The 25734-nt window shown below is 47.4% G+C and carries 26 protein-coding genes; 22 read left to right on the forward strand and 4 right to left on the reverse strand.

What is annotated here, in order from left to right; genetic code table 11:
- Positions 1-912, reverse strand: coding sequence for an ABC transporter permease (locus B8987_RS14565; protein ID WP_020373113.1), 912 nt, complete (start codon positions 910-912; stop codon positions 1-3).
- Between the two features lie 258 nt (positions 913-1170).
- Here B8987_RS14565 and B8987_RS14570 point away from each other — a divergent pair, with 258 nt between their 5' ends.
- The 13 genes from B8987_RS14570 (at position 1171) to B8987_RS14630 (ending at position 15472) form a co-directional block, all read left to right on the forward strand.
- On the forward strand, positions 1171-2085 hold the full coding sequence (locus tag B8987_RS14570) for a magnesium transporter CorA family protein (RefSeq protein WP_020373112.1): 915 nt from the start codon (positions 1171-1173) through the stop codon (positions 2083-2085).
- A gap of 157 nt (positions 2086-2242) precedes the next feature.
- Positions 2243-3979 carry a peptide ABC transporter substrate-binding protein gene (locus B8987_RS14575; protein ID WP_020373111.1) on the forward strand — a complete coding sequence of 579 codons (1737 nt, stop codon included), beginning with the start codon at positions 2243-2245 and terminating at the stop codon, positions 3977-3979.
- A 517-nt stretch (positions 3980-4496) separates the two neighbouring features.
- Positions 4497-6242, forward strand: a complete 1746-nt coding sequence (locus tag B8987_RS14580; protein WP_084661677.1) for a peptide ABC transporter substrate-binding protein — start codon at positions 4497-4499, stop codon at positions 6240-6242.
- A gap of 297 nt (positions 6243-6539) precedes the next feature.
- The gene (locus B8987_RS14585) at positions 6540-7790 is read left to right on the forward strand and encodes an aspartate aminotransferase family protein (protein WP_020373108.1); all 1251 of its coding nucleotides are present in this window, start codon (positions 6540-6542) and stop codon (positions 7788-7790) included.
- Between the two features lie 23 nt (positions 7791-7813).
- Positions 7814-8260: a type II toxin-antitoxin system RatA family toxin gene (locus B8987_RS14590; RefSeq protein WP_242823900.1), complete on the forward strand. Its 447-nt coding sequence runs from the start codon at positions 7814-7816 to the stop codon at positions 8258-8260.
- A 335-nt stretch (positions 8261-8595) separates the two neighbouring features.
- Complete coding sequence (gene speD, locus B8987_RS14595; protein WP_020373106.1) at positions 8596-8979, forward strand: adenosylmethionine decarboxylase; 384 nt, start codon at positions 8596-8598, stop codon at positions 8977-8979.
- A 19-nt stretch (positions 8980-8998) separates the two neighbouring features.
- Entirely contained in the window at positions 8999-9412 is a 414-nt protein-coding gene (gene ndk, locus B8987_RS14600) for a nucleoside-diphosphate kinase (protein ID WP_020373105.1), read from the forward strand.
- A 5-nt stretch (positions 9413-9417) separates the two neighbouring features.
- Positions 9418-10206, forward strand: a complete 789-nt coding sequence (locus B8987_RS14605; RefSeq protein WP_020373104.1) for a metallophosphoesterase — start codon at positions 9418-9420, stop codon at positions 10204-10206.
- Positions 10207-10457: 251 nt separating this feature from the next.
- The gene (gene mtnP, locus B8987_RS14610) at positions 10458-11255 is read left to right on the forward strand and encodes an S-methyl-5'-thioadenosine phosphorylase (protein ID WP_020373103.1); all 798 of its coding nucleotides are present in this window, start codon (positions 10458-10460) and stop codon (positions 11253-11255) included.
- 33 nt (positions 11256-11288) lie between these two features.
- Positions 11289-12524: an adenosylhomocysteinase gene (locus B8987_RS14615; protein WP_020373102.1), complete on the forward strand. Its 1236-nt coding sequence runs from the start codon at positions 11289-11291 to the stop codon at positions 12522-12524.
- A 110-nt stretch (positions 12525-12634) separates the two neighbouring features.
- Positions 12635-13999 (forward strand): amidohydrolase family protein, encoded by a 1365-nt coding sequence (locus B8987_RS14620; RefSeq protein ID WP_242823899.1) that lies wholly within the window; start codon positions 12635-12637, stop codon positions 13997-13999.
- Between the two features lie 70 nt (positions 14000-14069).
- A complete protein-coding gene (locus B8987_RS14625) occupies positions 14070-14480 on the forward strand; it encodes a PaaI family thioesterase (protein WP_020373099.1) in 411 nt (136 codons plus the stop codon).
- Positions 14477-15472 (forward strand): hypothetical protein, encoded by a 996-nt coding sequence (locus tag B8987_RS14630; RefSeq protein WP_020373098.1) that lies wholly within the window; start codon positions 14477-14479, stop codon positions 15470-15472. The genes B8987_RS14625 and B8987_RS14630 overlap by 4 nt, the downstream gene beginning before the upstream one ends.
- Here the strand turns inward: B8987_RS14630 and B8987_RS14635 are convergent.
- On the reverse strand, positions 15469-15795 hold the full coding sequence (locus B8987_RS14635; protein WP_020373097.1) for a D-alanine--D-alanine ligase family protein: 327 nt from the start codon (positions 15793-15795) through the stop codon (positions 15469-15471). The two genes, B8987_RS14630 and B8987_RS14635, sit on opposite strands and share 4 nt — an antisense overlap.
- A gap of 116 nt (positions 15796-15911) precedes the next feature.
- On the opposite strand from B8987_RS14635, the gene B8987_RS14640 reads away from it, so the two are divergent.
- Positions 15912-18638, forward strand: coding sequence for a helicase C-terminal domain-containing protein (locus B8987_RS14640; protein WP_020373096.1), 2727 nt, complete (start codon positions 15912-15914; stop codon positions 18636-18638).
- Positions 18607-19389: a 5'/3'-nucleotidase SurE gene (gene surE / locus B8987_RS14645; protein WP_020373095.1), complete on the forward strand. Its 783-nt coding sequence runs from the start codon at positions 18607-18609 to the stop codon at positions 19387-19389. Before B8987_RS14640 ends, surE begins: the two co-directional genes overlap by 32 nt.
- Here surE and B8987_RS14650 read toward each other — a convergent pair.
- Positions 19379-19867: a hypothetical protein gene (locus B8987_RS14650; RefSeq protein ID WP_020373094.1), complete on the reverse strand. Its 489-nt coding sequence runs from the start codon at positions 19865-19867 to the stop codon at positions 19379-19381. The genes surE and B8987_RS14650 overlap by 11 nt on opposite strands.
- Positions 19868-20294: 427 nt before the next feature.
- Here B8987_RS14650 and B8987_RS14655 point away from each other — a divergent pair, with 427 nt between their 5' ends.
- The 3 genes from B8987_RS14655 to B8987_RS14665 all read left to right on the forward strand — a co-directional run bounded on the left by B8987_RS14655 (position 20295) and on the right by B8987_RS14665 (position 22456).
- Positions 20295-20516: an alpha/beta-type small acid-soluble spore protein gene (locus tag B8987_RS14655; protein ID WP_020373093.1), complete on the forward strand. Its 222-nt coding sequence runs from the start codon at positions 20295-20297 to the stop codon at positions 20514-20516.
- Between the two features lie 146 nt (positions 20517-20662).
- Positions 20663-21019, forward strand: a complete 357-nt coding sequence (locus B8987_RS14660) for a TIGR04086 family membrane protein (protein ID WP_020373092.1) — start codon at positions 20663-20665, stop codon at positions 21017-21019.
- A 66-nt stretch (positions 21020-21085) separates the two neighbouring features.
- Positions 21086-22456 carry a peptidoglycan-binding protein gene (locus tag B8987_RS14665; protein WP_020373091.1) on the forward strand — a complete coding sequence of 457 codons (1371 nt, stop codon included), beginning with the start codon at positions 21086-21088 and terminating at the stop codon, positions 22454-22456.
- 70 nt (positions 22457-22526) lie between these two features.
- On the opposite strand, the gene B8987_RS14670 is transcribed toward B8987_RS14665, so the two are convergent.
- Entirely contained in the window at positions 22527-22748 is a 222-nt protein-coding gene (locus B8987_RS14670) for an alpha/beta-type small acid-soluble spore protein (protein ID WP_020373090.1), read from the reverse strand.
- Positions 22749-22952: 204 nt separating this feature from the next.
- Here B8987_RS14670 and B8987_RS14675 point away from each other — a divergent pair, with 204 nt between their 5' ends.
- Genes B8987_RS14675 through hflX form a run of 4 tightly spaced genes read left to right on the forward strand, consistent with a single transcriptional unit; the run spans position 22953 to position 25599 of the window.
- Positions 22953-23147, forward strand: a complete 195-nt coding sequence (locus B8987_RS14675; protein ID WP_020373089.1) for a DUF4264 family protein — start codon at positions 22953-22955, stop codon at positions 23145-23147.
- Positions 23131-23544: an NUDIX hydrolase gene (locus B8987_RS14680; RefSeq protein WP_020373088.1), complete on the forward strand. Its 414-nt coding sequence runs from the start codon at positions 23131-23133 to the stop codon at positions 23542-23544. Before B8987_RS14675 ends, B8987_RS14680 begins: the two co-directional genes overlap by 17 nt.
- Positions 23535-24323, forward strand: a complete 789-nt coding sequence (locus B8987_RS14685) for a tetratricopeptide repeat protein (protein WP_051005341.1) — start codon at positions 23535-23537, stop codon at positions 24321-24323. Before B8987_RS14680 ends, B8987_RS14685 begins: the two co-directional genes overlap by 10 nt.
- Positions 24324-24357: 34 nt before the next feature.
- Positions 24358-25599: a GTPase HflX gene (gene hflX, locus B8987_RS14690; protein ID WP_020373086.1), complete on the forward strand. Its 1242-nt coding sequence runs from the start codon at positions 24358-24360 to the stop codon at positions 25597-25599.
- Positions 25600-25734 lie beyond the last annotated feature (135 nt).

Raw genomic sequence — 25734 nt, forward strand, 5'->3', positions numbered from 1 at the left:
CTAACTGGACTTCCGCAAGCGAGGATCAAATGCTTGCCGTAATGCATCGCCAATAAAGTTTACTGACAGTTCGACCAGGAGAATTGCCAATCCGGGAGGATAAATGAGCCACCATGCATTTTGGAACATGTATGACATGCTAGATGATAACATTTCCCCCCAGTTTGGCGTTGGCGGGGGAAGTCCCAGGCCCAAGAAACTCAAGGCAGCCACGGTGAGAATCGCATCGGCGACCTGGAACGTTGCGTTCACAATCACAACTCCCATGACATTGGGCAATAAGTGTTTAATCATGATACGCCAGTTTGTAGCTCCCAAAGCCCGAGCTGCTTCGACATAATCGCGTCGTTTGAGGGACAGCACCTCAGAACGCACTAGACGTGCCACGCCAAACCACGACAACACAGCGATAATAATAACGAGGAGAATAGCGCTCGGACGAAATACAGAATCTACAAAGAGCAATAAGAAAAGACTAGGAATCGCAATAAAAATATCGACAAGACGCATCATCAACGAGTCCACGGCGCCGCCGATCAAACCTGCCGTTAAGCCGTAAATGACTCCAATAATGGTTGTCATTAAGGCTGCTGCAAAACCAACTTCTAGCGACAATTGTCCGCCCAGCATCATTCGCGCTAAGTAATCCCGCCCCAAACTATCCGTGCCGAGCGGGTATTTCGCGCTAGGTGGCTGCAATGTGCTGAGAAGATTGGGTTGATAGGCACTGGCATGATAAAAAAGAGGGCCAGCGAATGTAAACAGCACAAGAAAAAGGAGTCCACCTACGCCAAAACGGGCAAGCGGATTTTTCCAAAATGCTCTCCATTCGCGAGAGGCACTACGTTTTCTTTCCAGTACCGGTTGATTCCCTTGAAGGGGATCTTGCAGTTCGAGTTCTGGTGAAATCATGTTGTTATCCGCTCCTGCCTCAACCGTCTATCACCGCACAAGTCGTTATTTTAGCTCATTAAGTTTCGAAAGCTTAATGAGCGCCGTAATTGTTTGAAAACTAGTGACAATGTATTATAATGTGGGCTTGAGTTTGATGTCAATTATCGACATTGGTCATCCTACCAATTGTCTCCTGCCTCATCTCCTAGTTTTGGTCTTATCCATTTAATGAATGATTTTTGAGGAAAGGGGGCACCCTGTGGTGGGAGGTGGCATATGGGGATTCAAGAAACCACATTTAAGGATAGTAATCCTCCAATCCGTTGGGTCCATATGAATTCACCATCTCATCAAGAATTAGACATCCAGCTAAGAACTCTTAATATATCCCTGCCCCCTATCGGTGAGGGCCATACTCGAGCTGCGTTTGACCGCTACCCCCATTTCTTCTATTTACGTTTATTCAAATTGAATCCAACGGGATTGGAAACTGATGAGCTCGAGATTGCTGCTGTCCATTTTGTTGTGACGCCTCAGGTGATGTTATCATGGTCGTCGGATTTTACCGTGGCGCAAGATTTTCAAGAAACCCGCAAAAAGCTGCTATTACATCCCCAACTTATCCAGTCTTCGAATCATTTGGCATTTTATGTCGCTGACGATCTGCTTGAAATGGCATTTCCATTTTTTGATTATTTTAACGATAAGGTTGCGCATATTGAACATGAGACATTGCATGACAATGACGATACGCAGATAAAAGAAGAAATTTTTCGTTTGAAACGCATTATTATGCGGGTTCGTAGAATTCTTGGTTCGGAACGTGATGTTGCTTACCAGCTTGCCCGTTATTGGAGTGGTGAGCCCAGTATGGATACCATTTACGCCTTTGAACTGTACGACCATGTCATTCGTCTCTCCGATTCGGCCGATACATACCGTGAAATGATGGATACCGTGCTTGATATCTATCTTTCGAGCGTTTCCAATCGCCTCAATGAAATTGTTAAGACCCTTACCATTGTGACAGCATTGTTCATGCCCGCATCCGTGATTGCTGCGTTATATGGCATGAACTTTGATCACATACCGGGAGCCGGTAATCCATGGGGATTTCATTTAGTAATCGGCAGTGTTGTGCTAATTTCAATTATTCTGTTATGGATATTTAAAAGAAGAAAATGGATATAACTTCACCGCTATTGCATGAATGCACGGATGTTCCCCCTAGACGAATTGCCATGACTAGACTACAATGCTCCATGGTTCGGAATGTCGAATTAAGTTGTCGTGATTTGTTGGTATTTTTGCGAAAATTGCGAGCAGCAGGGGAGGACATCAAAAGATTATGAAACGTCGGTCTTTGACTTTACTTGCATCAGCTGTAGCGGGTTCGTCGTTACTATTGGCTGGGTGTGGAACCTCAGGAGCCTCATCGGCGTCGGCCATTAAGTCACCGGTAGGTAATGTGGCGTTGGTTGCATTGCCTGCACAAGTGTCACCTAATTGGTTTTTTCCAGTGGAATCCTCAACCGCTTTTTCGGTCTACAATTCCCAGATGAATTCACTCATGTACGTTCCGTTATTGCATATTTCCAAAACCGATGGCATTGACTATGCGAGGTCTTTAGCATCGAATGTGTCATGGAATAGTAACGGTACGGTTTATACCATTACGCTAAATAAGAAATGGCATTGGTCCAATGGAACCCCCGTTACGTCCCAAGATGTGGTTTGGACGGCGCAACTGCTTTTGGCAACGAGTTCAAATTCCTCTTCTCTCCCATGGGGATATGGGGGCGCAGGTATTGGCGGATTGCCAACCCGGTGGCAAAGTGTGACGGCTGACGGGCCTTATAAAGTGATCGTGACATTAAACAAACCGTCTAACCCTCAGTGGTTCTTACACAACGGGTTAGGGCAAATAGTTCCTGCGCCTAAAGCGGTATGGGATATTCATAAGAACATGGACAACGAGCTGAAATTTATCCAGTCTGTTGCCAATGATCCCGGGTCTAAATACTTTGATGTTGTGGATGGAGCCTTTAAATTTGATGCAGCGGCTTCGAAGACCAATAATCAATATTGGACATTTGTGCCGAATCCGAATTATGACGGACACAAAGCATCCATTCAAAAATTGGTCTATGTCTATGAATCCAGCAACAGTGCAGAGTTTGGCGCATTAAAGCAAAACAAGATTAATGTAGGGTATTTGCCATTTTCTCTGTACGATTCGCGAAACCAATTGGTTGATGACCGATTTAGCACGGCTTATCCATTTGGATTCAATTACCTGGTGTTGAACTTTAGTGACAAGGCGCCAGGGAACTTCGGTCAAATTATTAGACACCGTTATGTTCGCCAAGCCTTAGAGATGGGAATTAACCAGCAGGGCATGATCAATAGTTTCTATCATGGGCACGGCGTAACCGAATTTAGTCCAATTCCTGCGAAACCTGTGACGCAGTTCTATGATTCGAACTTAACCAATCCAGCGCCCTACAACCCGGCCGCAGGAAAGAAGTTGCTTGAAGACCATGGCTGGAAACTGGTTAATGGGGTTATGACTAAGGGCAACCTCAAATTAGCCTTTACATTAGACTATGTCTCGGGCGTGTCGGCTGTTGAGAACCAGGTGCAATTGATGAAACAAGACTGGGCTCAAGAAGGCATTCAGGTGAACTTAGAATCCCAGCCATTTAACACCTTGATTGCAGACACCAACCAAGCTAACGCAAACAAGTGGCAGGTTGTATGGTGGGGTGGTGGATGGACATATGAACCTGATTACTACCCCACTGGGGGAGGATTATTCGCGACGGGTTCATCGGCTAACTATGGTGCCTACCAGAGCACAACGATGAACAATCTCATCCAAGCCACCTACGAACCTGGCACATCGAGTCAGATTCGGACTCGGATGGACGCGTATTTGGCTTATGCCGCCAAACAACTTCCTGTGTTGTGGATGCCTTGGACGGCGACCTTTAACGAAACCGCTAACTATATCCACGGGGTTAATTCGACTTATAATCCTATTACCAACACGCAATATCCCAATTACTGGACCATTAATCACTAAAGTTCTGTAAATCGATTAGGGGAAACTACTGACTAATCCGGCAGGGATCTCATCACGAGATTCCTGCCGGCTTTTTTTTGGAGAAAAAATTGGTTCGGCACCAATAATTGTATAAACAATAATGTGGGGCATACTTGCAGCAGGATAATGTTATAAAGGATTTCCTCAAAATTATTCGGTTACAAGTTGGTAATAATTGCTTGTTTTTTGGGGAATAACACGTGTTCAACGACGGCATACTGCTTTGTATAACTATCCACAAAAACCCCTGTTTGAAGGCATATATTAATGTAACTTTTGGTTGAGAAATGAAGACTACAGAAAAAATTTGATCAAGAAGATGCTTTAACCCGGTTTATTCTAAAGTGGAAGAATTAAAATAAGAAGGAAAATTGGATGATGATGTCGAATTGCCATATGCCTCAAATTTATTTCGGCAGTGTTTATTGTGCCGCAAACGAGGACAAAGAATGGCTTCATGCCATGCATTGTTTATACTTACTTGAGGAGGATAATAATGAAGCGTCGTTCTGTCGCCGTCTTGTCGGCGGGCATAATCGGATCGTCTCTCGTTTTAGCGGGTTGTGGATCAACATCTACACCATCAACAGGCTCATCCCAAGCAGTTAAATCTCCTGTGGGCAATGTCGCGGTGGTCGCGTTGGCTCCACAGACATCTCCAAACTGGTGGTTTCCTGTTGTGGCATCAACGGCTTATAGTGACTTAAACAGCCAAATGCAGTCGTTGATGTATGTTCCCTTAATTCACATTTCCAAGACGGACGGCATCGATTACAAACGGTCGTTAGCGTCCAATGTGACTTGGAACAGCACAGGGACAGTTTATACGATTACTTTGAACAAGAAATGGCACTGGTCTAACGGCCAACCTGTCACATCAGCGGATGTGGTATGGACAACACAACTCATGTTGGCCGCGAGTTCGGGCGCCTCGTCTTTGCCATGGGGTTATGGCGGAGCAGGGATTGGAGGAATTCCTACTCGGTGGAAGAGTGTTACTGCCGAGGGACCTTACAAGGTTGTCGTGACACTCACTCAACCCTCTAACCCCCAGTGGTTTTTGCATAACGGGTTGGGGCAAATCCTACCAGCACCGAAATCGGTGTGGGATATTCACAAAAATATCGACAATGAATTGAAATTTATTCAATCCGTTGCCAATGATCCCGGTTCTAAATATTTTGATGTTGTCGATGGAGCCTTTAAATTTGATGCGGCGGCGTCGAAGACCAACAACCAATATTGGACCTTTGTGCCTAACCCCAATTATGATGGGCATAAAGCAAGCATTAGTAAGTTAATTTACAAATATGAGACAAGCTCCAGTGCGGAATTCGCTGATTTGAAGACACAAAAAGTCAATGTGGGCTTTTTGCCGCCCTCGCTGTGGAATTCTCGTGGCGAACTCACGGCGGACAAGTTTTCTACTGTATATCTGTTCGGATTTAATTATCTCCAACCCAATTACAATGCCAAAGCTCCTGGTGGGTTTGGCCAAATCATCAGTCACCGGTATGTGCGCGAAGCACTGGAAATGGGTATTGATCAACAAGGGATGATTAATAGCTTGTTTCACGGCCACGGTGTCGTCGAATTTGGACCAATTCCATCGAAACCGCCCACGCAGTTCGATGATCCCAATCTCACGAATCCAGCACCGTTTAACCCACAAGCTGGAAAGAAACTCTTGGAAGCTCATGGATGGAAACTGGTTAATGGTGTTATGACCAAGAATGGTCAAAAACTTGCGTTCACTCTTGATTATGTTTCCGGTAGCAACACGATCACGGATCAGGTGCAATTGATGAAGCAAGATTGGGCTCAAGAAGGCATTCAGGTGACGCTCTTGTCTCAGCCATTCGACACGATTATTTCAGACGCTAACCAGGGAGACCCCACGAAATGGCAACTTGACTGGTGGGGCGGCGGTTGGACGTATGAACCTGATTATTACCCCACTGGTGGCGGATTGTTTGGAACCGGGTCAGCTGCTAACTATGGCGGTTACAGTAGTTCGACCATGGACTCATTGATTAAGAAGACTTATGAACCTGGCACAGCCAGCCAAATTACGGCACGGATGGATGCATACCAGGCATGGGCCGTGAAGGATTTGCCTGTGATTTGGGTGCCGTGGACCCCAACTTTCAGCGAAGTGGCTACTTACGTTCATGGTGTCAATTCAGCCTTTAACCCGATTGAAGATCTGAACTACCCCAACTACTGGACAATTAATCACTAAGCGTATTCTCGGGTCTTCGTCGGAGGCTATGCTTGCATAGCCTCCGGTTTTTGTTGCCCGAAAATTTGGCGGAATAGTAGAATAAAGTTCGTTTAAATTTGGGAAATCCGGACGGTGTTGGCATGCCGAAGTCATGACTCGGCATAGGCTTGTCCCGAGGTGTATACTCAAGATTATGCATCATATGGCCGTTATTCGCGGTATGATGGTCATAATGCTTGACTTAAAGCAGGTGGGAATCACATCTTAATGGACAAGCGCATGTAGAAAGTTAATCAAGGAGGGGACCGTATCACAATGGATGCGGAAGAATTAATCGCGCGATATGAAAGATACGTCAATCCGGGTTTAGCCCGGGCACTGCGTTTTATGGGATTGAATGCCATCGAGAAAACTGGGCATGGAGCTGTTGTTGTAACGGAAGATGGAGAAGAATATCTGGATTGTGCAGGTGGATATGGGGTTTTTGTTCAAGGATATCAAAATCCCCAAATTGTGGCCAAAGCGCACGCCCAGTTAGATGAGTTGGCGATGTCCTCACGCATTTTACTCAACCGTCCTATGGTGGATTTGGCGGAAGAACTGGCTCGCATTACTCCGGGGGATTTACAATATAGTTTTTTTTGTAACAGCGGTACCGAGGCAGTCGAAGCGGCTTTAAAGTTTGCCCGTATTCAGACAGGAAGAACACGCATTATTGCAACATATGGAGCTTTTCATGGCAAAACCATGGGATCATTATCGGCTTCTGGACGGGATACATATCGGATTCCTTTTGAACCGTTAGTGCCAGATATCATTCATGTGCCATATGGAGACGCCGAGGCTATTGCCGGTATTATCGATAACAACACTGCAGCAGTCATCGTTGAACCGATCCAAGGCGAGGGCGGCGTGATTGTTCCACCGGATGATTATTTGCCGAGAATTCGTGAGATGTGCGATCAAACCGGAGCCTTATTAATTGCTGATGAAGTGCAAACGGGTATCGGTCGAACTGGTCGTATGTTTGCGGTAGAGCATGCTGGTATCGTTCCGGATTATTTGTGCCTTGCCAAAGCTCTAGGTGGGGGAATAATTCCGATTGGCGCAGTGGTCGGAAGACCTAGTGCTTGGACTTTTTTTGATTCATCGCCTCTGATTCATACTTCGACATTTGGCGGCAATCCCTTGGCCTGTGCAATAGCTAAGGAGGCATTACGGGTCACGATTGAAGAAGAACTACCTCAGAGAGCGGCGACACTGGGAAGCCATTTCTTGAGTCAATTACAAGGCTTACAGAAGCGATATCCGCAAGTGATCACCGATGTCAGGGGACGAGGACTCATGATCGGTATTGAGGTCCCTAATGCGGGAGTGGGAGGGGCGTTGATATCAGAACTTTTTCAGCGTCACATTTTGGCTGTCTATACATTGAATAACGAAAAAGTTATCCGAATGATTCCCCCTCTCGTTATTACTCGTCAACAGCTTGATCAGGTTATAGAAGCCTTAGGAGAGTCTTTGGATACGGTTCAAAATATTTTAGAGGACTTACTAGAAGACTAAACTCAGCGATGATAGGGGGGCGCATGATGCCTACGGTGACAATTACAGAAGTTGTACCCGCACCGATTGATACTCTTTACAGCATTTTATCAGATATGGCGCAATTTCCACGGTTTATGAAAAATGTGGAGTCCGTAACGATTGTAGAACAGGGAGAAAATTATACGCATTCGGTCTGGGTCATCAAACTGCAAGGCGCAACATTCAAATGGACTGAGCGTGATGAATTTTATCCAGATCTGTGGCGCATTACTTACCGCCAAATTCAAGGGGACCTCAAAACGTTTGAAGGATATTGGCAACTGAAACCGGTAGAAAATGGCACAGAAGTCACGCTTGAAACCACTTTCGAATTTGGTATGCCCATGTTGGCCAGTCTTCTAAATCCCGTGGCGAAGCTCGCGCTGAGAGAAAACGCTAAAGCCATGGTGCATGCCATAGCTGGAGAAGTACGAGGCCAAACACAGTAATCTTAATATTTTTCTATGTCCTGGCATTGTTTTTATATTTTTCCATTGAGAAGCAGATGGTCAATTGGATATGCTATGCAAGGAAGATGACACAAGTACCCTATGGGGTACTATTGTAGAAGGTTACCATCTATGGCATAGTAATACTGCGAAATCAGGAAAAAAACAGAGAAAGAACGAGTTTTTGTCGGAAAGAAATAAAAAAAGTCCATCTTTTTCTGGGTAAATGCATTATTTTGTTGACAGAAGGACTTATTTTGATAAAATTATTCTGGCCGTCGGACAGGACACTGTAGGCGAGCTCAACTCGGGTAAATAAGGGGGTTGGGAATGCGATGAACGCATTGGGTCGACAAATTTTGGCAGAAATTCATGGTTGTGATTCCAACGTGTTGAACGACATCACCAGCGTGGAGGAAATAATGGTACAAGCTGCCTTAAAGGCAGGCGCTGAGGTGCGTGAAGTGGCTTTCCATAAGTTTAGTCCGCAAGGTGTAAGCGGGGTGGTGGTCATTTCAGAATCGCATTTAGCCGTGCACACTTGGCCTGAACACGGCTATGCCGCGGTGGATGTATTTACTTGCGGCGATTCTGTCAACCCCTGGGATGCCTGTAACTATATCGTCGAACAGTTCCGCGCCCAAAATTTTACCGCTTCGGAAACCCTCCGGGGTGTTTTGGTCGAGTCTAACGTTAGTACGCAAAAGGCTGCGATTTGACGATTAGGGGGATCTCAAGGTGGCACAAACATTTGTTATGGTCAAGCCAGATGGTGTGAGACGGGGATTGGTCGGGGAAGTCATTCGTCGACTGGAACAAAAAGGTCTACGTCTCAAAGCCATGAAATTGATTCAGGTTACTCCGGAATTGGCAGGAAAACATTATGAAGAGCATCGGGACAAGCCATTTTATGGAGAATTGATATCATTTATTACCTCGGGTCCATCTGTGCCTATGGTGTGGGAAGGGCGCGAGGCGGTTCAAGTGGCTCGAACATTAATGGGAACAACGGATCCCGTTAAGGCGCAACCCGGCACCATTCGTGGTGATTTCGCTTTGGCCATAACTGAAAATATTGTTCATGGTTCAGACAGTGAAGAATCTGCAGAGCGAGAAATAAGCATTTATTTCTCGCCGGAAGAACTTGTTTAACTTTTATGATGGTATTTGTCATCACGCCACTTCTTGTGGCCGGACTCATCTTTTATAGCGCGCTCATTGAACCTCGGTGGATTCAATTTACGCGTTACGATATTGCTATTCCAAATCTTCCGAAGTCTTTTGACGGGTTTTCTATCCTCCATCTATCCGATTTTCACGGCCGGGTGGGGGCCTTTTCTTTTTTGAAAAAAATGAAAATTACAGCGGATATTGTTGCGGTAACCGGTGATTTGTTTGCCTGGAAAACATTGCCGCGATCACGAATCGCCCATGCGCTCGATCAACTTCGAGCGCCTGAGGGTGTTTATTTCGTGAGTGGCAATCATGATTACCGCAATGGGCGCCTCGATGTCACGCCATGGAACGTGGGGGAAAGGCTATTAGATAATCGCGTGATTCCTTTACGGCGTGGAGAAGATACATTATGGTTGGCAGGAATTCCTGATCTAGTCAAAGGGCAACCCGATTGGGAGAAAATTAACGCAGAGATCCCTCAAGAGGCGGCTGCCATCTTACTCTCGCATCGTCCCGATGCGGTATTAACTCCCTATGCTTCGCGATTTGGACTCATTTTATCGGGCCATACGCATGGTGGGCAAGTGACGGTATGTGGACGGTTTATTCCTGTACGTCACACCCATGTAGGCAAAGGCTATGCGTGGGGCAAATGGATCGGTCCAAGGGGGACAGTATTGATCACGTCGCGAGGTTTAGGGTCCTCTGAGTTGCCCATACGATTTGGTGCCCGCCCACAAATTGTTTATATTAGATTATCTCGGGAGTAAGCAATGTACCGCCGATAAGGGTACAATGCAATCAATGTCTTTTCAGGGATCAGAGATCGCAAATCATAATGGATGCGTTGAAAAGCCTAAACGTTCTTTGCAGCTGACTATTCTATTCATCGTTCTGATTGAGTAGGCGAGAACATACAAGACTGTTGTCAACAACCTTGGACACTGCACAGGGTTGCGCCAACGCAAGGGAGGGAAAGGCTCATTCTCGGGGAGATCTTTTTAGAGATCTCGAGCCATACATGATGAAAATCGCTGTTATTGGGGGAACAGGAGTTTATGATTCGTCTTGGCTTGCTTCTAGCCAAGAATTACGGGTAGAAACACCTTACGGCCCCGTGGAAATCATTCAAGGTCAGGTGAATCAAAAGGGCGATGCGGTGTATTTTTTGAATCGCCATGGGACACATCATCAGATTCCGCCGCACCTAGTCAATTATCGCGCGAATATTTGGGCCCTTAAACACGTTGGCGTAGAACGGATTATGGCGACGGCGGCTGTGGGCTCTTTAAACGTGGCAATGCCCCCTGGTAGCGTTGTTTTGTGTGATCAATTTCTCGATTTTACCAAGTCACGCGTAAGCACTTTTTTTGAGGGCGGGCCTCAGGGCGTGGTCCATACGGATATGACAGAACCGTATTGTCCTCACATACGTAAGGTCATTTACCAGCAGGCCGTAACAAGAGGCTACCCCACTATCAACGGGGGATGTTATGTGGCCACAGAAGGGCCTAGGTTTGAGACGCCAGCCGAAATTCGAGCCTTTCGCCTTCTTGGCGGTGATGTGGTCGGAATGACCAGTGTTCCCGAGGTGATTCTCGCAAGAGAATTAGGGTTATGTTATAGTACGTTGGCATTGGTTACAAATTATGCCGCAGGAATCTCGCCGCATCATTTAACTCATCAAGAAGTATTGGATCTCATGGCCCAAAATATGACATATTTAAAACAATTGATTGTCACCAGTATTCCTTTATTACAATCAGAGCGAGATTGCTACTGCCACAATTCGGCAGATACTCCATTAGGAGGATCGTGAGGCCTACCACAAGTTCAATAGGAGGAAGAAACGATGTCCACATTAAAAGATCCCGGGCTTGCATCATTAGGTCACGACAAAATGAATTGGGTTCGCCGCAAGATGCCTGTGTTAAACGCGCTGCGCGATCGTTATGTTAAGGAACAGCCCTTTAAAGGGCAACGTATCGCAATTTCTTTACATCTTGAAGCGAAAACAGCCGTATTGGCCGAATTGTTACATATTGGAGGAGCGAGTGTCAGTATCACCAGTTCAAATCCCCTAAGTACCCAGGATGATGTGGCTGCGGCATTGGCCACGACTGGTGTAGAAGTGCATGCATTTCGTGGGGCCAATGATGAAGAATTTGACCAGTTTCATCAACATGTATTGGATATTGAACCCACTTTACTGATCGATGATGGTGGAGAATTGACCGAACGGCTGCATTCCTCTAGAAAAGATCTAGCCCGAAATGTTTTGGGAGGAGCAGAGGAAACGACTACTGGTGTGACGCGTCTTAGGGCGCTGGCTGGAGAACATCGGCTGCTCTATCCGATGATAGCCGTCAATGATGCCGATATGAAACATCTTTTCGATAATCAGTATGGAACTGGCCAATCGACATGGGATGGGATTATGCGTACCACCAATTTGTTGATTGCGGGGACGACTGTCGTTGTGGCGGGATATGGCTGGTGTGGACGCGGGGTGGCTGATCGTGCCAGAGGGCTTGGAGCGCGAGTCATTGTCACAGAAGTTAATCCGGTTCGCGCCAATGAAGCCCTGATGGATGGACATCAAGTGATGACGATGGACCAAGCTGCGCCCTATGGAGACTTCTTTGTAACGGTTACAGGAAATCGTGATGTCATTCGTCCTGAACATTTTGTCAAGATGAAAGATGGAGCGGTCTTAGCTAACGCGGGTCATTTTGACGTGGAAGTTGATGTTAAAGGACTACGCGCCATGGCCACTGAGGTTATTCCCGGTCGCAATGAGAATGTTGAAGGCTTTGTATTACCGACAAAGCAGACCCTTTGGCTTCTGGCTCAAGGACGACTGGTGAATTTGGCTGCCGGGGATGGACATCCCGTGGAAATTATGGATTTAACCTTTGGTCTTCAGGCTTTATCGCTGGAGTATTTGTTGAACCATCCCTTAGAACCCGGGGTTTATCCCGTAGACCCGGCTGTCGATAGATGGGTTGCAGAAATTCGCTTAAAGGCATTAGGTATTGAAATTGATACCCTAACTCCGGACCAAGAGCAGTATATGGCATCTTGGTAAGTCTTGGTAATGATTGGTAATGAAGAGGACTGAAAGGAGTACATTCTGGTGCAAGGCAACCATTACCATTTTTGCACAGCGGTTGAACGGGCCGATGGATATGGCTATGCATGGATTCGGCCGACCACACAGGAAGGAGGGAGTGGCACTTTTCCCAGGCCTTGAGGCCGGGGTTTTGGCGCCGCGAATATCTGATGAGGTACCGAATTGAGACCGATGCGATCTTAACCATGGACGACGAATTTCGCGTTTTTCGGCCTGGACAACTTACATGGGAAGATGGGACGATTGTGAGTGTTGGCCCAGTGGCAGATGATGCGAGCCCGGTGGATCAAGTGATTCATGTAGCCGGAGGCGTTTTGCTGCCCGGCTTTTATAATGGGCACAATCATGCTGCCATGACATTATTTCGAGGACTTGCGGACGACAGCCCTATTTTCGAATGGCTTGAAAAACACATTTGGCCAGTCGAAGCGAAGCTGACCCCCGAGGACATTTATATCGGCACGTTATTGGCAGCGGTGGAAATGATCAAATCGGGCACGGTGGGCTATGCCGATATGTATTTCGAAATGGATGCGGTCGCTAAGGCTACAGTGGAAAGTGGTTTAAGAGGTTGGCTCAGCCGTGGACTTATAGGTCAAGACGACGGTGACGACGATAAACTCAACAACGCCATTGCCTTTGCCAACCGTTGGAAAGAGAATCCGTTGATTACACCGATGCTCGGCCCCCACGCGCCATACACATGTTCGCCAAAATTTTTAGAGCGTGTTGCCGAGAGCGCAAAGACACATCAATTGGGTATTCACATCCATTTATCGGAGAGTCTCGATGAGGTGGTCCAAATCCGAAATCAGTTCGGTGTCACGCCCATTCAATTAGCTGCCCAAACAGGTCTGTTCGAAAACCGGACGCTCATCGCCCACGGCGTCCACATCGAGCCTGAAGATATCCCGTTTCTTAAGACAATAGAGGGTGGGGTCATTTCCTGTCCCGTGAGTAATGCGAAATTGGGAAATGGAATTATGCCCTACAATCTACTGCAACAGGCCGGAATTGCGGTGGGCTTGGGAACAGACGGAGCTGCCTCGACGAATTCATTAGATATGTTTTTGGAAATGAAGGCGATGGCATGGATGCAAAAAGTGCGGGAAAGGAAACCGGAAAGTTTTCAGGCACAAACAGCACTGATGCTGGCCACGCGGGGGAGTGCCAGGGTATTGGGGTTTTCTGGTGGAATTTTGGAATCCGGTCGGCCGGCCGATTTCATCGTTGTGGATAATACAGCTCCCTATATGACGCCCGACATCGATACGACGGCCAATCTTGTCTATGCGGCGACCGGAAATGATGTTCTCTATACGATTGTCAATGGCCAAATCCTTTTGGCTGAGGGGATGTTAACGACGTTAGATGAACGGGCGATTCGAATGGAAGTACAAAATCGAGTAGCCAGGCTATTATCCATTTAGCGGCCTTGATGAATCTCACGTTACACACGCGACCATAGTGGATTTTAAAGTCAAACGAGGTGTCTAAGCCATGGATGAATGGCAGAACAATCCGTGCTTTATATGTGGTAACCAAAATGATCAGGGAATGCATGTGCATTTTACCTATCTACCTCAAGAGCATCTGGTTCAGGCCGAGGTTGTCGTGACCGAATCGTGGCAAGGGTTCAAAGGAATTGTTCATGGAGGGATTATTGCAGGACTTCTTGACGATGCGATGTGGCATATCCTATGGAATGAAACGCATGTGGTGTCTATGACAGCGGACTTGCGAGTCCGTTACCGCAAACCGCTTTATATTAACACCCCTTTGCTTGTTATAGGAAAATTAGTGGAATCCACACGGCGGCTTATGCGCGCCCAGGCTTTTATTGAACAAAATCAAGAAGTCATGGCTAGTTCCGAAGGTACTTTTCTTCCGGCCAAGGGTCTTCATGAATGATTGATCCGTTTAATTTTTATGAGTATTCGATGTTGATTCACCAGTTGTCCCTTGATCTTCCCGAATCAAGGCTTCTTGTTCATTTACTCGAGACGGCTCAACAAGAATCGGTAGACATTGTATTATGGGCACAATCCGCGTTCTCAGAAAATATTGCAGGACATCTTATGGAGGAAGGCTATTATGGACGGGTCCTGTTGTTGTGGGGAACGTGGGGGAAAGATTGCGGGCGGGACATTCTCCATTTTGGGAATGGGCGTACCGACCACCTATGGCTACCAGAACGTGAGGCAGAAAATGTTGTTACGCCGTCATTTATTCTCGATTGGACAACTGATCTCGACAAGCTGCCCATGGAATTTGGGAAGAATACAGGGATTATAGGTTTGAACGTATGGCCAAATGATCATTCTGCCAAAGACACTATGGGGTTTTTTCCTTGGAGCCGTACCAAAACGCACGAACTCCTTAGAGGACGTCTCGAGCTCTGGGATCATTGGACCCAAAAAAACCCTGTCGTGGCCGTTGGCACGAACCTATGGTCTGTCAAAAAAGAAGCCCTCAAAAGGATGGGACTTCCTTCGCGGATAATCCGCACGCAAGTCTTGGTGCCGGAACCCCTAAGTTTCCAACATCTGGAACACGACAAACGACTTATCAAAGAGGCATTGGTAGAAGGCCGCGTGAGCGTAATGTTCTCACCCATCGGCTGGGAGAAAGGATTTCGTTACTGGATTGAGCAGGGACAGCAAAGATATCCGATGGGCCGTGAAATGCTATGGCATCCCGGCCAAAAGTTAAAAGCGATCAGTCCTGTTCCATCTCAGTGGAAGATTTTTTGTAATGGCAAGGTGGAATATGAGGGAACAGGACTGGTCCAGGAATATCCTGTTCGGCAACCAGGAACTTGGCGTGTTGAAATCTACCGCGGACATCATCTAAAGCCGTGGCTGGTTAGCAATCCTGTCTACATCCGGTCGTCAGAAGTCTAAAGTTGTCCACCGAATTCCGTAATCGTGTGGGCCACATGGTCACGGTCACTTGCAGGCACTACCGCAGTTAAAATCCATGCCCCGACACTTAAGCCCTGATGAGTCCATGCGCCAGATGCTGTCCATTTATCATCTAATCGGCCAATATCATAACCATAACGGCCCCAATCTACCAACGGCGCATGATTTAAGATTTCATTTCCCATATCTGCAGGCACTGCATCAATTTGAATCACGTCAAAGCCTTGGTGCCGTAGGGCTTCTTGACATCGTTGAGCCTGTTCCAAGGACCGAAAAAAGGCTAAAATGTTTTTCTCTTCCATCGAAGGACCTCCCATCAGCGATGATGGAGGTAGTGTTGCTGATTTTGCGAAGGACTATGTCCATGGGTGTGCTAGAATAACACTATGTAAATGCGCGGGTAGAGAAATGAGGCGTTATGCGAACAGATTTCGTCATTGTGGACCTCGAAACTACAGGGTTAAATCCTGAGTCGGACCAAGTGATTCAAATTGCTATGCTACGGGAAATGGGCACTCAGACCGATACCCTGGCTTTTTTTATTAATCCGAATAGGTCGGTTCCAGCATTTGTAAGACGATTAACAGGGTTTGACACCATGGACTTTTCACAATTTCCGACATTGGATGAGGTTATTGAGGAGATTCGGGACTTTATCGGCGATCGATTAGTGGTGGGACATCAAATTGGTTTTGATCTCGCTTTTCTCAAGCGGGCCGGACTTCACATCGAGACCTTTCTCGATACATTAGAATGGGCTCGAATTGCGTTGCCAACGGAACCGTCTTATCGTCTCGAAAATTTAGTCCCTGAGGAAGGGCCGTTTCATGATGCTCGTAATGATGTCCAAGCCACTTATCGCCTGCTATATCGTATTCGCACGGCATTAAGTCATCTACCTGAAACGACACAACGAGATTTACGGTACTTATTGGGGAATGAATGGGATTGGTGGCAAGTGGAGGCTCTACCCAATACTCGTCCCTCGCCTTTAGATCAACCCCACGGAGAACCAAGCGGTGGGCGCGAACTTGTTCCTTTCAGTCATGGATGGCAATCTCAAACCTGGTTAAAAAATCCTACGAACATCGGCAAAAATTTTGAAGAATTTGAACAGCGTCCTTCTCAAGAAGCCATGATGGCTGCAGTCGAGCGAGCATACCAAGATCAATCCATTTTGTTGGTCGAAGCCGGCACGGGAACCGGCAAGAGTCTCGCTTATCTTATTCCTGCGGTGCTTGTGTCTTTGAAACAAGGAGAACGCACGGTCATTGCCACGCATACTTTAGCGTTGCAAGAGCAGTTGTGGAATAAAGATTTACCGATGGCCCAACAGGATTTACCGGTCAATGTGGCGTTAGTCAAGGGGCGTGGACAGTATGTCTGTTTGCTGAAGGCTGATGAAATACGGCAAACGACGACGGTTCTCAATGAAGACCGTGAACGCCGTATCGCTATTGCTCGGCTATTGACTTTTATTGCCCAAACTGACCGGGGTGATTACGATGCATTCAATCCGTCTTCACGAGAAGCCAAAGAGTTGTGGCAAGATGTTATGGCTGATCGCCATGCGTGCGCTGGTCCTCGTTGTCCCTACGCGGGTCCTTGCTTTATGCGCCTAGCCCGGCGAAAAGCGGAAGAAAGCCATGTTGTTATTGTCAATCACGCATTACTGGCGTCTCATATGGCCAATCCGGTTGTTCTTCCGGAATTCGATCACGTGATTATTGACGAGGCCCATCACTTTGCTGATGTTGTCGAGCGGACTTTTGGTATGGAATTCGTGATTGCGGACTTTAGGCGAATATTGGCTGAAAATACGGCAAGAAATGGTCTCTTTGATCATTTGAAGACGCACCCGGACTTATTTAGCCCCATAGAATATTTGCGAGCGCAAAGTATTACGTTGCTCGAGCGTTTGGAAAGTTTGGAGAACGTGTTCATTGCGGAAACCCCTCCCAGTGATTATAACCGGCAAGCCGTGCGAGTCACGACAGAGCGGTTCGAATCATGGCAGGGAACTCAGGTGGAAAAAACGATGGCGTTGACCCGTGAGGCCATGGCGAATGTCGCACAGGCATCACGAGATATTTGGAGTGCTGCGGAAGCGATATTTGGGGATGTGATTAAAAATGATCCTACCTGGTTACGTTTTGAGAAGTGGGCAGATGATATGTCATCGTATAGTCTGCACTTGGACCAGTGGGGACCCCCGACTTCGCAGCAGGTAAGCTGGTGGGAAGCCACACACTTAGACACTAATCCGCAAATCACTTTGCGCTTTGGACCGGTGGATGTTGCTCCATTAGTCCATGACACGTTATGGAACCAAATTAAAACCGGTGTGCTAACCTCCGCTACTTTAAGTGTGGCAGGGGATTTTGATTACATGGCGCGAAGTCTGGGGATTCCGAAAGAACGCATGCGCACTATGCGATTGCCTTCGCCCTTTAACGTGCGTGCGAACAGCGTATTAGCCATTCCGTCGGATATTCCCGATGTGAATAGCGCTGAACATCTGAAAGAATTGGCCGAATTTCTCATCGAGGTCGTGCCCCGGATTAATGGCAGGACTTTGGTTTTGACGACATCGCACAAGAGTTTGCGAGTACTCGCGGATAAACTCCGTCCGGTTCTTGATCCCTTAGGGATCGTGACATTGGCCCAAGGGATTGATGGACCGAGTGTACGACTCGTCGACCAATTTAAGCAATCGTCCCGGGCAATTCTGCTGGGCGCTGCAGGATTGTGGGAAGGGGTTGATGTACCGGGAGCAGATCTCTCCCTGGTGGTCATGGCGCGCTTACCTTTTGCGGCTCCGGGCGACCCTCTTGAGGAAGCCCGCTTGGAACGTATCGCTCAAAGAGGCCAATCGGCCTTTTATCAAAGGACATTGCCCCAAGCCATTTTGCGGTTTCAGCAAGGCTTTGGCCGACTTTTACGCACCAAAAATGATCGCGGTGCAGTCGTGGTCTATGACCCACGCATTATTCGCAGTCGATATGGCGCCAAATTTATTCAGGCACTGGCGGGACCAACGATTGTAGTTCAGCCGACTCATCACGTGCGCCAAGTGATTCATGATTTTATTGTTAAGGGAGGCCATGACGTTGATGAAACGCCAACAAATTTTAATTACGAATGATGATGGTATTAACGCATTAGGTTTGTCTCTTCTCGCTCAATCCATGAGTGAGGTCGCAGATGTTTATGTGGTCTCACCAGAATTAGAACGCAGTGCCATGGGCCATGCCATTACGATGCATAAGCCACTCCATGCTACTCCTGTGACCTTTCTTGAGGGTGTTCAGATGGCATGGCGTATTAACGGAACACCTTCTGATTGCGTGAAATTAGGCATCGAAATGTTGCTGCCGGAAAAACCCGACTTGTTATTATCAGGAATTAATCATGGCTCGAATTTAGGACGCGATATTTATTATTCGGGAACAGTATCCGCGGCAATGGAGGGCATGTTCTTAGGAGTTCCGTCCATGGCATTGTCTTATAACGGGGACGATGCAGAAGGATTAAAATCGGCAGCGGAATTTACCAAGACGTGGGTTTTTAGCGAAAACTTTGAGCGTCCCCCCAAAGGAATCTTATACAATGTGAATTTTCCTAGTGTGTCTCAAGGCATTCCTTCGCAAATAGCATGGGTCCGGTTGGGGCGTCGTGAATACGCTAATGACTTCCACAAACGAGTGGACCCAAGAGGGCGGGAATATTTTTGGCTTGCTGGTCGCGCCCAAGATGTGACTGAAGATACAGGCACGGATGTTGGCGCACTGGCGGCAGGTTTTATCACGATTACGCCGCTCCACATGGATGCTACAGCCTATCACTTGTTGCCCGAAAAGAACCGAATGGAAGTTCCATCATGGCCTAAACGGTAGGTTTGTTCGGAGACTCCAGGCTTTGCGCCATAAGCAAAAAGGTATGCTCTGATTCGGAATGACCGTCGTACCACGAAATAATTTGCATATCAAGACAAAAAGATGGCGATTCATAACGGACAATTAAACCCGGAACAAATAATTTCTCGATGATATCCTGTTCATGGACTTGTTCCTTGTCGATGTGCAACCGACCGCCGGGAAGCAGCTGCCATTGCCGTATGAGCCAGTCGGAAAACGCCGCTATGGATTGGTGTGCCGGCACTTCAACATGTTGCCAAATTCGGGGCGATCCGCATGGTGTCACAATCAAGTGAAAACTCGCCGCCGTGGCAGGAGTACTAGGTAAGTGAAAATGACGGCGACGGCTTGCGCAAGCTTGTAAATGGCGTACCATTCCGGATTCAGGTCGCACCAATCCGCAGAAATGACATCGACCTAAGGAATCCGCGGCAATTTGAAGACGTGACTCGGACATCAAAATCTCCCCGGCAATAAAGACTTCGCTGTCATTCGAGTGTACCGCCTAACACCAGATTCTGTCTAGCTCTTTCATCTTTTCATGGAAGAGAAGAAATGAGGAAATCAAGAGATGAAGAAGTGAAAAAATCAAGAAATCTAAGGAGTCCTTGTCTCCTTCGGAAAGCACTAATCCTAACATGGCTTAAGGCATAACGATTGATGCCTTAAGTATAAAAACTCGAGCGAGTCAGCTTCTCTTTGAGGAAAATAATCGATTGGCAAGGAAGGGTGGTGTGTTCCATTGTGAATTAGTCACCGAGTGGAAACCCAACACTATCCGGGAAGAATGTTCCTTCGTTTTTTTCTTGTCGAGGTCAGTTAGAGTTTGGTAAAAGGTGACGCCATAGCGTTTCAGGATTAAGGAAACAATACAAGCGGAGGAGGTGGTACAGACGAGTTCCGATAACCGCCCTGTAGAACCTGAATCCGAAGAAGCCCTAGATAAGTTGAAGTTTGAAGTGGCCGAGGATCTGGGGCTTGATGACGATATCAAAAAACGCGGTTGGGCCAACATGACCACGCGTGAAGTCGGAAAAATTGGCGGGAACATGGTACGACGTCTCGTCCAAAAAGCTGAGAAGGATTTATCACATCATGAACCGTAGTCGGCCAAAACTAAACCAGCCGCTCTATCCCTATGGATAGAGCGTTTTCTATATCTGCATTGATACCTGTTTTCTTTGGCTAAATATGTCATTGAAACCGTCAGAAGCGCGTAAAGTGAACTAGCACATGAGAGGAGACAAAATCGATGAGTGTATCAGTAATTTTACGCGGGTTTATGGCTGGAGCTTTGGCAGCGGCTTTGATCGCGTTTATTTTAGCGTTAATTGATTTTAATACGGTGTTAAGCAGCAGTATTGTTTCTGTGGCCCTGTGGGCAGGAACGTTACTGGTTTCTGCCATTAGCGGATGGGTTGCGGGGAGAGGAGCAGACCAAGCGGGATGGGTTCATGGTATGTTAGCAGCCCTGACGGTATTTCTCGTGGGGAAAGTCATCGCCGAAAACTTGCATATGGGTGCTGGCAATCATCTGTGGATCGGACTGGCTGTTTCGATTATCGTCGGGATGATCGGTGGGATGTGGGGTGCCAACACGCAATACTGAGCAGCTCAACAAATGAATAAAATTCGCCAAATGGTGCATTCTGGAAGTTAAGGAGGAATGGACCAGATGGCAGGAGTTGCGTCAAATCTTATTGCAAGTGCGCTATCGTTGTCGTTGCTGTCACCGGGTCTCAAAACAACGCAAATAAATAATCATCATCCGGTGGCTGTGGCGTCTTTACAAGCGGATCTCGATGTCTTAGGGTTCAATGCGGGTCCACTTGATGGCCAGATGTCTACGAGGACGTATCAAGCGATGGCAGAGTTCGTGACACAGTTTGGGCAAAGTCCGTCTCAATCATTGGGGCAGCAAGTTTCGCAGATTGTCAAATCTTTGCCCAATTTGGGAACTGAGTTGTCTGGAACCAGCATTTTGGCTATGCAGTCGTGGTTAACCCGGTGGCATCTTTACCACGGCCCCTTAAACGGGCAGTCTTCTTCTGCATTCATGCAAGCCATTCGGCGATTCGAACGAAATACGGGAATCCCGGTGACAAGCCAATTGGATGGCACAACCCTTGCAACCCTTGCGCATTTGGCAGTGATAACACAAGCAGCTCATCATCATTGGACGTATGTGGCTGAAAAGGGCGACCAAATGCGCCAGTTGGCCTGGGCAGCTGGCCTTCCATTATCGCAATTTGAATCGCTAAATACTCTTCATGGGAACTTACTTTGGGTTGGTCAAGTGGTAAATTTTTCGGCGACGACGCCGTCTAAGACGCATCCCAGCATCCAAAGCGTTCATCAACACCCTACAACAACGGCGCCTGATCACGGAACGACCTCACCTAGCCCGCACAATTCTTCTTCATCTGTCCCCTCGACCCCGTCCCAAAACGTCTCGACCCCAGCCCCGTCTTCCGCCATCTTTAGCAATATTCAGCCCATTGCGGCCTTTGTGGTCTATAATCCCTCGCGCAAGGTGTTAACGGCATTACTGCAAGCTCAAAAAAGTTTTCCGCATGATTTAATTGACGTGGCCGTTACCGGATTGTGGGCTGTGAATCATCCTCAGTGCATGAAATTATTAGCGCAAAGTGGTAATGAAATTATCACCAGTGGATATACCGGTATCTCTTTAAATCAATTACCCGCCTGGGGTGTACGCCAAGAAATCACGTGGGCCAAACGCGCAATCCAAACGACAACAGGCATCGCTCCGGTGTTTGTGAGCCAGCCAAGCACCTTTGATCAATCGATCACAAGCCTCATCGATGGGCTGAATATGATCGCTATGTCACCGAACGTGATGATATCGTCCTCCTCGTGGTCTACCAACCTAGTGACATCGATGTTGCTTTCTCATGAAGATCAAATTGTGGGAACTACGGATTATCCCCAAAGTGTTGAGCAGTGGGACAGCTTTTTTAAAGCTCTCCAATCGCACCAGTTTGTTTTTTTGACTTTAGGTCAGATTTGGGCGAATGGAGCATAAAATTTTCAGGATGACGACATATTACTCCCAGATGGGTTGTCCATCTGGGAGTCATGAATGACCGGATTAATCAGTTGCTGTCTTCTAAGGCTTTTTCGGCTTCACGGATCATGACTTTAACCATGTTGCCGCCGATTTTTCCGCCAATTCGTCCTAATTGGCGAGTCGGCATGTCTGCCCATCCTTTTACGGCGATTTCATGACTGAGCCCCAGATCACTCGCGATTTCATATTTGAATTGATCGCGGACACTTTCCGGTAACAATGATGGACCGCGCTTGCGTCGGGCCATAATAACCGCCTCCTCACAGGATATTAGTTTTTTGGCTTGCAAATCTAGTGTGGCGTAAAAAGCTCCGAGGCATGTTAGGAGGTTCATGACACTCTAAGACAGATTTGGCGAGGATATAAACTGTCATGGTCTTCTGATGCGAGATGACAAAGGAAACTGCTATAATATCAAGACAACAGATCCTTGTGAGTGGGGGCGGTACAAATGAAGGTGTCAGCGGATCACGAAAAATTAGTTATGCTTGGGCAACGCCGGTTTAATGGGTTTACCCCGTATCAAGTCGTAACATTTCTCAATCAAATTTTAAAAGAGCGTGGTGTGATTTTCGGTTTACGTCAGTTGGGCGACGACAACGAATTAACTATTTATGACATTTCAGATAATGCCAAAGAACCCTAAAATTGGTGTCGCAGCCGTTATCAAAAATGCGCAAGGTGAGCTTTTGGCCATTCGTCGCGGCCATGAGCCCGAACGCGGACGATGGGCATTGCCAGGTGGACATTTAGAATGGGGTGAGACGCTCGTCGAAGCTGTTCAGCGTGAAGTGCGCGAAGAAGTGGGCATAGACGTTTATCCCGAACGTCTTCTTTATGTCGCCGAAATAAGGTTGCCTGACGCTCACTTTGTTGTTCTAGATTTTGCAGCCCGAATTATGGGTTCGGATCAGGTGAGATCGCAATCGGATGCCCTAGAAGCCCAGTGGATCAATCTAGCCGACTTGGACCAGGTTCTGTGGGCACAAGGGATGAAATCTTTTTTTCAGGATGATACGGTGCGAGCTTATTTATGCATATGATGAAGAAAGTGATCGGCGTTGGATTTCCATTATTACTACTTCCGTGGCTTAGCGCATGTGGATCGGACGCCTATTTAGTTCCCCCACAAGCACGAAACGCGCCTAAAGAAATTCTCATGGACCAACAAGCCGTGGAACAGCGCATGCAAAGTATCCAATTTAATTTGACGCGGGCTATCACCACTGAAGAAAGTGCGGTCGTTCAAGATCCAACGTATGCTGAAGGCTACAGTCGGTTAGCGCAATTATTTTGGCAGGACCATGAACCGCAAGCGGCCTTAATAGAAGCACAAAAGGCCTGTCAGCTCCAACCCAGTAACGTAACGTATTGGAATAATTTGGGGCAGCTAGCCCTAAGTACACATCATCTGAGGACGGCATCGACGGCATTTCATGAGGCGTTATCGCATGATCCCACGAACTGGACCGCGTATGTGGGACTGGGGCAAGCGGCGATAGCACAGCACCAGCCCAATCTAGCCCAAGTCGATGCCACAAAAGCCTTAGAATTTGGCGGACCACAAGGTCCCGTATTTGATCTTGATGGACAAGTTAATCAACTTAAGGGTAACTGGAATAATGCGGCAACATTTTACCGCGATGCTATTGCTGCCAATCCCAATTGGTGGCAAGGTTATTATGACTTGGCGGTGGTTGAAGTTCATTGGGGTGAAGTGTCGTTAGCCGAACAGAATTTGCGGCAGGCATTGTCGGATAATCCGGGAAGCTCTTCAGCATGGCTGTTGTTGCAGTCTTTGCCTCAAACCAACAAATCGTAGAATGCACAATGCCGGCTCACGGGGGGAGGATGCGATGCAATCCGAACGAGTTATTCTTGTAGGGACCTCCGAAAAGGGAGAAGCGGCGAGAATCCGGGGATTACAAGAGTTAGACGAATTAGCGCTACTTGTCGCTCAGGCGGGTGGCGATGTCACCTATAAATATTTACAGTCCCGTGACAATCCCGATGATGGGTTGGGACCTGGAGCTCTTCACGAAATTGCGGCTAAAGTGGAAGAACTCCAAAGTCCTGTGGTGGTGTCCAACGATGATCTGGCGCCTTCCCGGTTACACCAATGGGCACGCATTTTGGGGCCTGATGTGCGGATTATCGACCGCACCCAGGTCATATTGGATATTTTTGCCCAGCGCGCGCAGTCTCGGGAAGGACGTATTCAGGTTGAATTGGCGCAACTAAAATATTTACTTCCCAGGCTCCGGCAAAGCGGGAGGACACCTTCCCGAGCCGGCGCAGGGATAGGCACACGTGGTCCGGGAGAAACGCATCTGGAAATGGACCGAAGGAAGATCCGAACACGGATCAAAAATTTGGAAGAGTCGATTGCTATTTTGCAGCGGGAGCGCACAGCTCGCAGGCGAAGACGCCAATATCACCGCGTGCCTTTAATTACCATGGTGGGATATACCAATGTGGGCAAGTCTACTTTATTTGAGCGAATGACGCGCCGTGCTCAACTAGCCCAAGATGCGTTGTTCGTGACTTTAGATCCCAGTGTTCATCGGATTTTGATTCCGGGAACTGGTCCTGCTCTTTTAACCGATACCGTCGGATTTGTTCAACGTCTACCCCATACATTAGTGGCCGCATTTCGCGCGACGCTTGATGAAGTGGTGGAAGCCGACGTGCTCTTAGAGGTTCTTGATGCATCGGTGCCGACATTAGATCAGCAGCAAGATGCCATCGAACAAGTTTTGGAGGAGATTGGGGCCCAGCACATTAAGCGCATTAAAGTATACAATCAGTGGGATAAGTTGCCACCTGATACCTCAAAGCCCCAAGATGGGGTTGCGATTTCCGCCCGGTATGACACTAACTTTAGTGATTTATATACGGCGATAGGGCGGGCTCTGACCGATTTTTACGTAGAGCGTTGGATTTTTGTGCGGTGGGACGATGTTCTAAAATGGCAGAGAATTTATCAAGATGTGCAAATTGTGCAGCGCCAAGACACCGAAGACGGGGCACGCCTATTGGTCCGGGCGCCTTCCCATTTGCTTCCGCTGCTAAGTGGGGCGATGGAAGAAAGCCCTTAATGTTGAGGACAGCCAAGCCATGTAGACCATGTCGCCTTCAACAAGGGGGAAGGTTGGGAAGGTTGAGGTTGGTGAGGTGTTTGAGTTCTTTTGTTCCCGCAAGCTCATACTATCCGTGCTATAATAAAAAAATTG

The sequence above is a fragment of the Sulfobacillus thermosulfidooxidans DSM 9293 genome (genome assembly GCF_900176145.1).
Taxonomy (GTDB): Bacteria; Bacillota; Sulfobacillia; order Sulfobacillales; family Sulfobacillaceae; genus Sulfobacillus; species Sulfobacillus thermosulfidooxidans.

Excerpts from the sequence above, each read along its gene's own strand:
- B8987_RS14565 (WP_020373113.1), bottom strand. The coding sequence starts at position 912 with ATGATTTCACCAGAACTCGAACTGCAAGATCCCCTTCAAGGGAATCAA.
- B8987_RS14570 (WP_020373112.1), top strand. The coding sequence starts at position 1,171 with ATGGGGATTCAAGAAACCACATTTAAGGATAGTAATCCTCCAATCCGT.
- B8987_RS14575 (WP_020373111.1), top strand. The coding sequence starts at position 2,243 with ATGAAACGTCGGTCTTTGACTTTACTTGCATCAGCTGTAGCGGGTTCG.
- B8987_RS14580 (WP_084661677.1), top strand. The coding sequence starts at position 4,497 with ATGAAGCGTCGTTCTGTCGCCGTCTTGTCGGCGGGCATAATCGGATCG.
- B8987_RS14585 (WP_020373108.1), top strand. The coding sequence starts at position 6,540 with ATGGATGCGGAAGAATTAATCGCGCGATATGAAAGATACGTCAATCCG.
- B8987_RS14590 (WP_242823900.1), top strand. The coding sequence starts at position 7,814 with ATGATGCCTACGGTGACAATTACAGAAGTTGTACCCGCACCGATTGAT.
- speD (WP_020373106.1), top strand. The coding sequence starts at position 8,596 with ATGAACGCATTGGGTCGACAAATTTTGGCAGAAATTCATGGTTGTGAT.
- B8987_RS14605 (WP_020373104.1), top strand. The coding sequence starts at position 9,418 with ATGATGGTATTTGTCATCACGCCACTTCTTGTGGCCGGACTCATCTTT.
- mtnP (WP_020373103.1), top strand. The coding sequence starts at position 10,458 with ATGATGAAAATCGCTGTTATTGGGGGAACAGGAGTTTATGATTCGTCT.
- B8987_RS14615 (WP_020373102.1), top strand. The coding sequence starts at position 11,289 with ATGTCCACATTAAAAGATCCCGGGCTTGCATCATTAGGTCACGACAAA.
- B8987_RS14620 (WP_242823899.1), top strand. The coding sequence starts at position 12,635 with ATGGATTCGGCCGACCACACAGGAAGGAGGGAGTGGCACTTTTCCCAG.
- B8987_RS14625 (WP_020373099.1), top strand. The coding sequence starts at position 14,070 with ATGGATGAATGGCAGAACAATCCGTGCTTTATATGTGGTAACCAAAAT.
- B8987_RS14630 (WP_020373098.1), top strand. The coding sequence starts at position 14,477 with ATGATTGATCCGTTTAATTTTTATGAGTATTCGATGTTGATTCACCAG.
- B8987_RS14635 (WP_020373097.1), bottom strand. The coding sequence starts at position 15,795 with ATGGAAGAGAAAAACATTTTAGCCTTTTTTCGGTCCTTGGAACAGGCT.
- B8987_RS14640 (WP_020373096.1), top strand. The coding sequence starts at position 15,912 with ATGCGAACAGATTTCGTCATTGTGGACCTCGAAACTACAGGGTTAAAT.
- surE (WP_020373095.1), top strand. The coding sequence starts at position 18,607 with ATGAAACGCCAACAAATTTTAATTACGAATGATGATGGTATTAACGCA.
- B8987_RS14650 (WP_020373094.1), bottom strand. The coding sequence starts at position 19,867 with ATGTCCGAGTCACGTCTTCAAATTGCCGCGGATTCCTTAGGTCGATGT.
- B8987_RS14660 (WP_020373092.1), top strand. The coding sequence starts at position 20,663 with ATGAGTGTATCAGTAATTTTACGCGGGTTTATGGCTGGAGCTTTGGCA.
- B8987_RS14665 (WP_020373091.1), top strand. The coding sequence starts at position 21,086 with ATGGCAGGAGTTGCGTCAAATCTTATTGCAAGTGCGCTATCGTTGTCG.
- B8987_RS14670 (WP_020373090.1), bottom strand. The coding sequence starts at position 22,748 with ATGGCCCGACGCAAGCGCGGTCCATCATTGTTACCGGAAAGTGTCCGC.
- B8987_RS14675 (WP_020373089.1), top strand. The coding sequence starts at position 22,953 with ATGAAGGTGTCAGCGGATCACGAAAAATTAGTTATGCTTGGGCAACGC.
- B8987_RS14680 (WP_020373088.1), top strand. The coding sequence starts at position 23,131 with ATGCCAAAGAACCCTAAAATTGGTGTCGCAGCCGTTATCAAAAATGCG.
- B8987_RS14685 (WP_051005341.1), top strand. The coding sequence starts at position 23,535 with ATGCATATGATGAAGAAAGTGATCGGCGTTGGATTTCCATTATTACTA.
- hflX (WP_020373086.1), top strand. The coding sequence starts at position 24,358 with ATGCAATCCGAACGAGTTATTCTTGTAGGGACCTCCGAAAAGGGAGAA.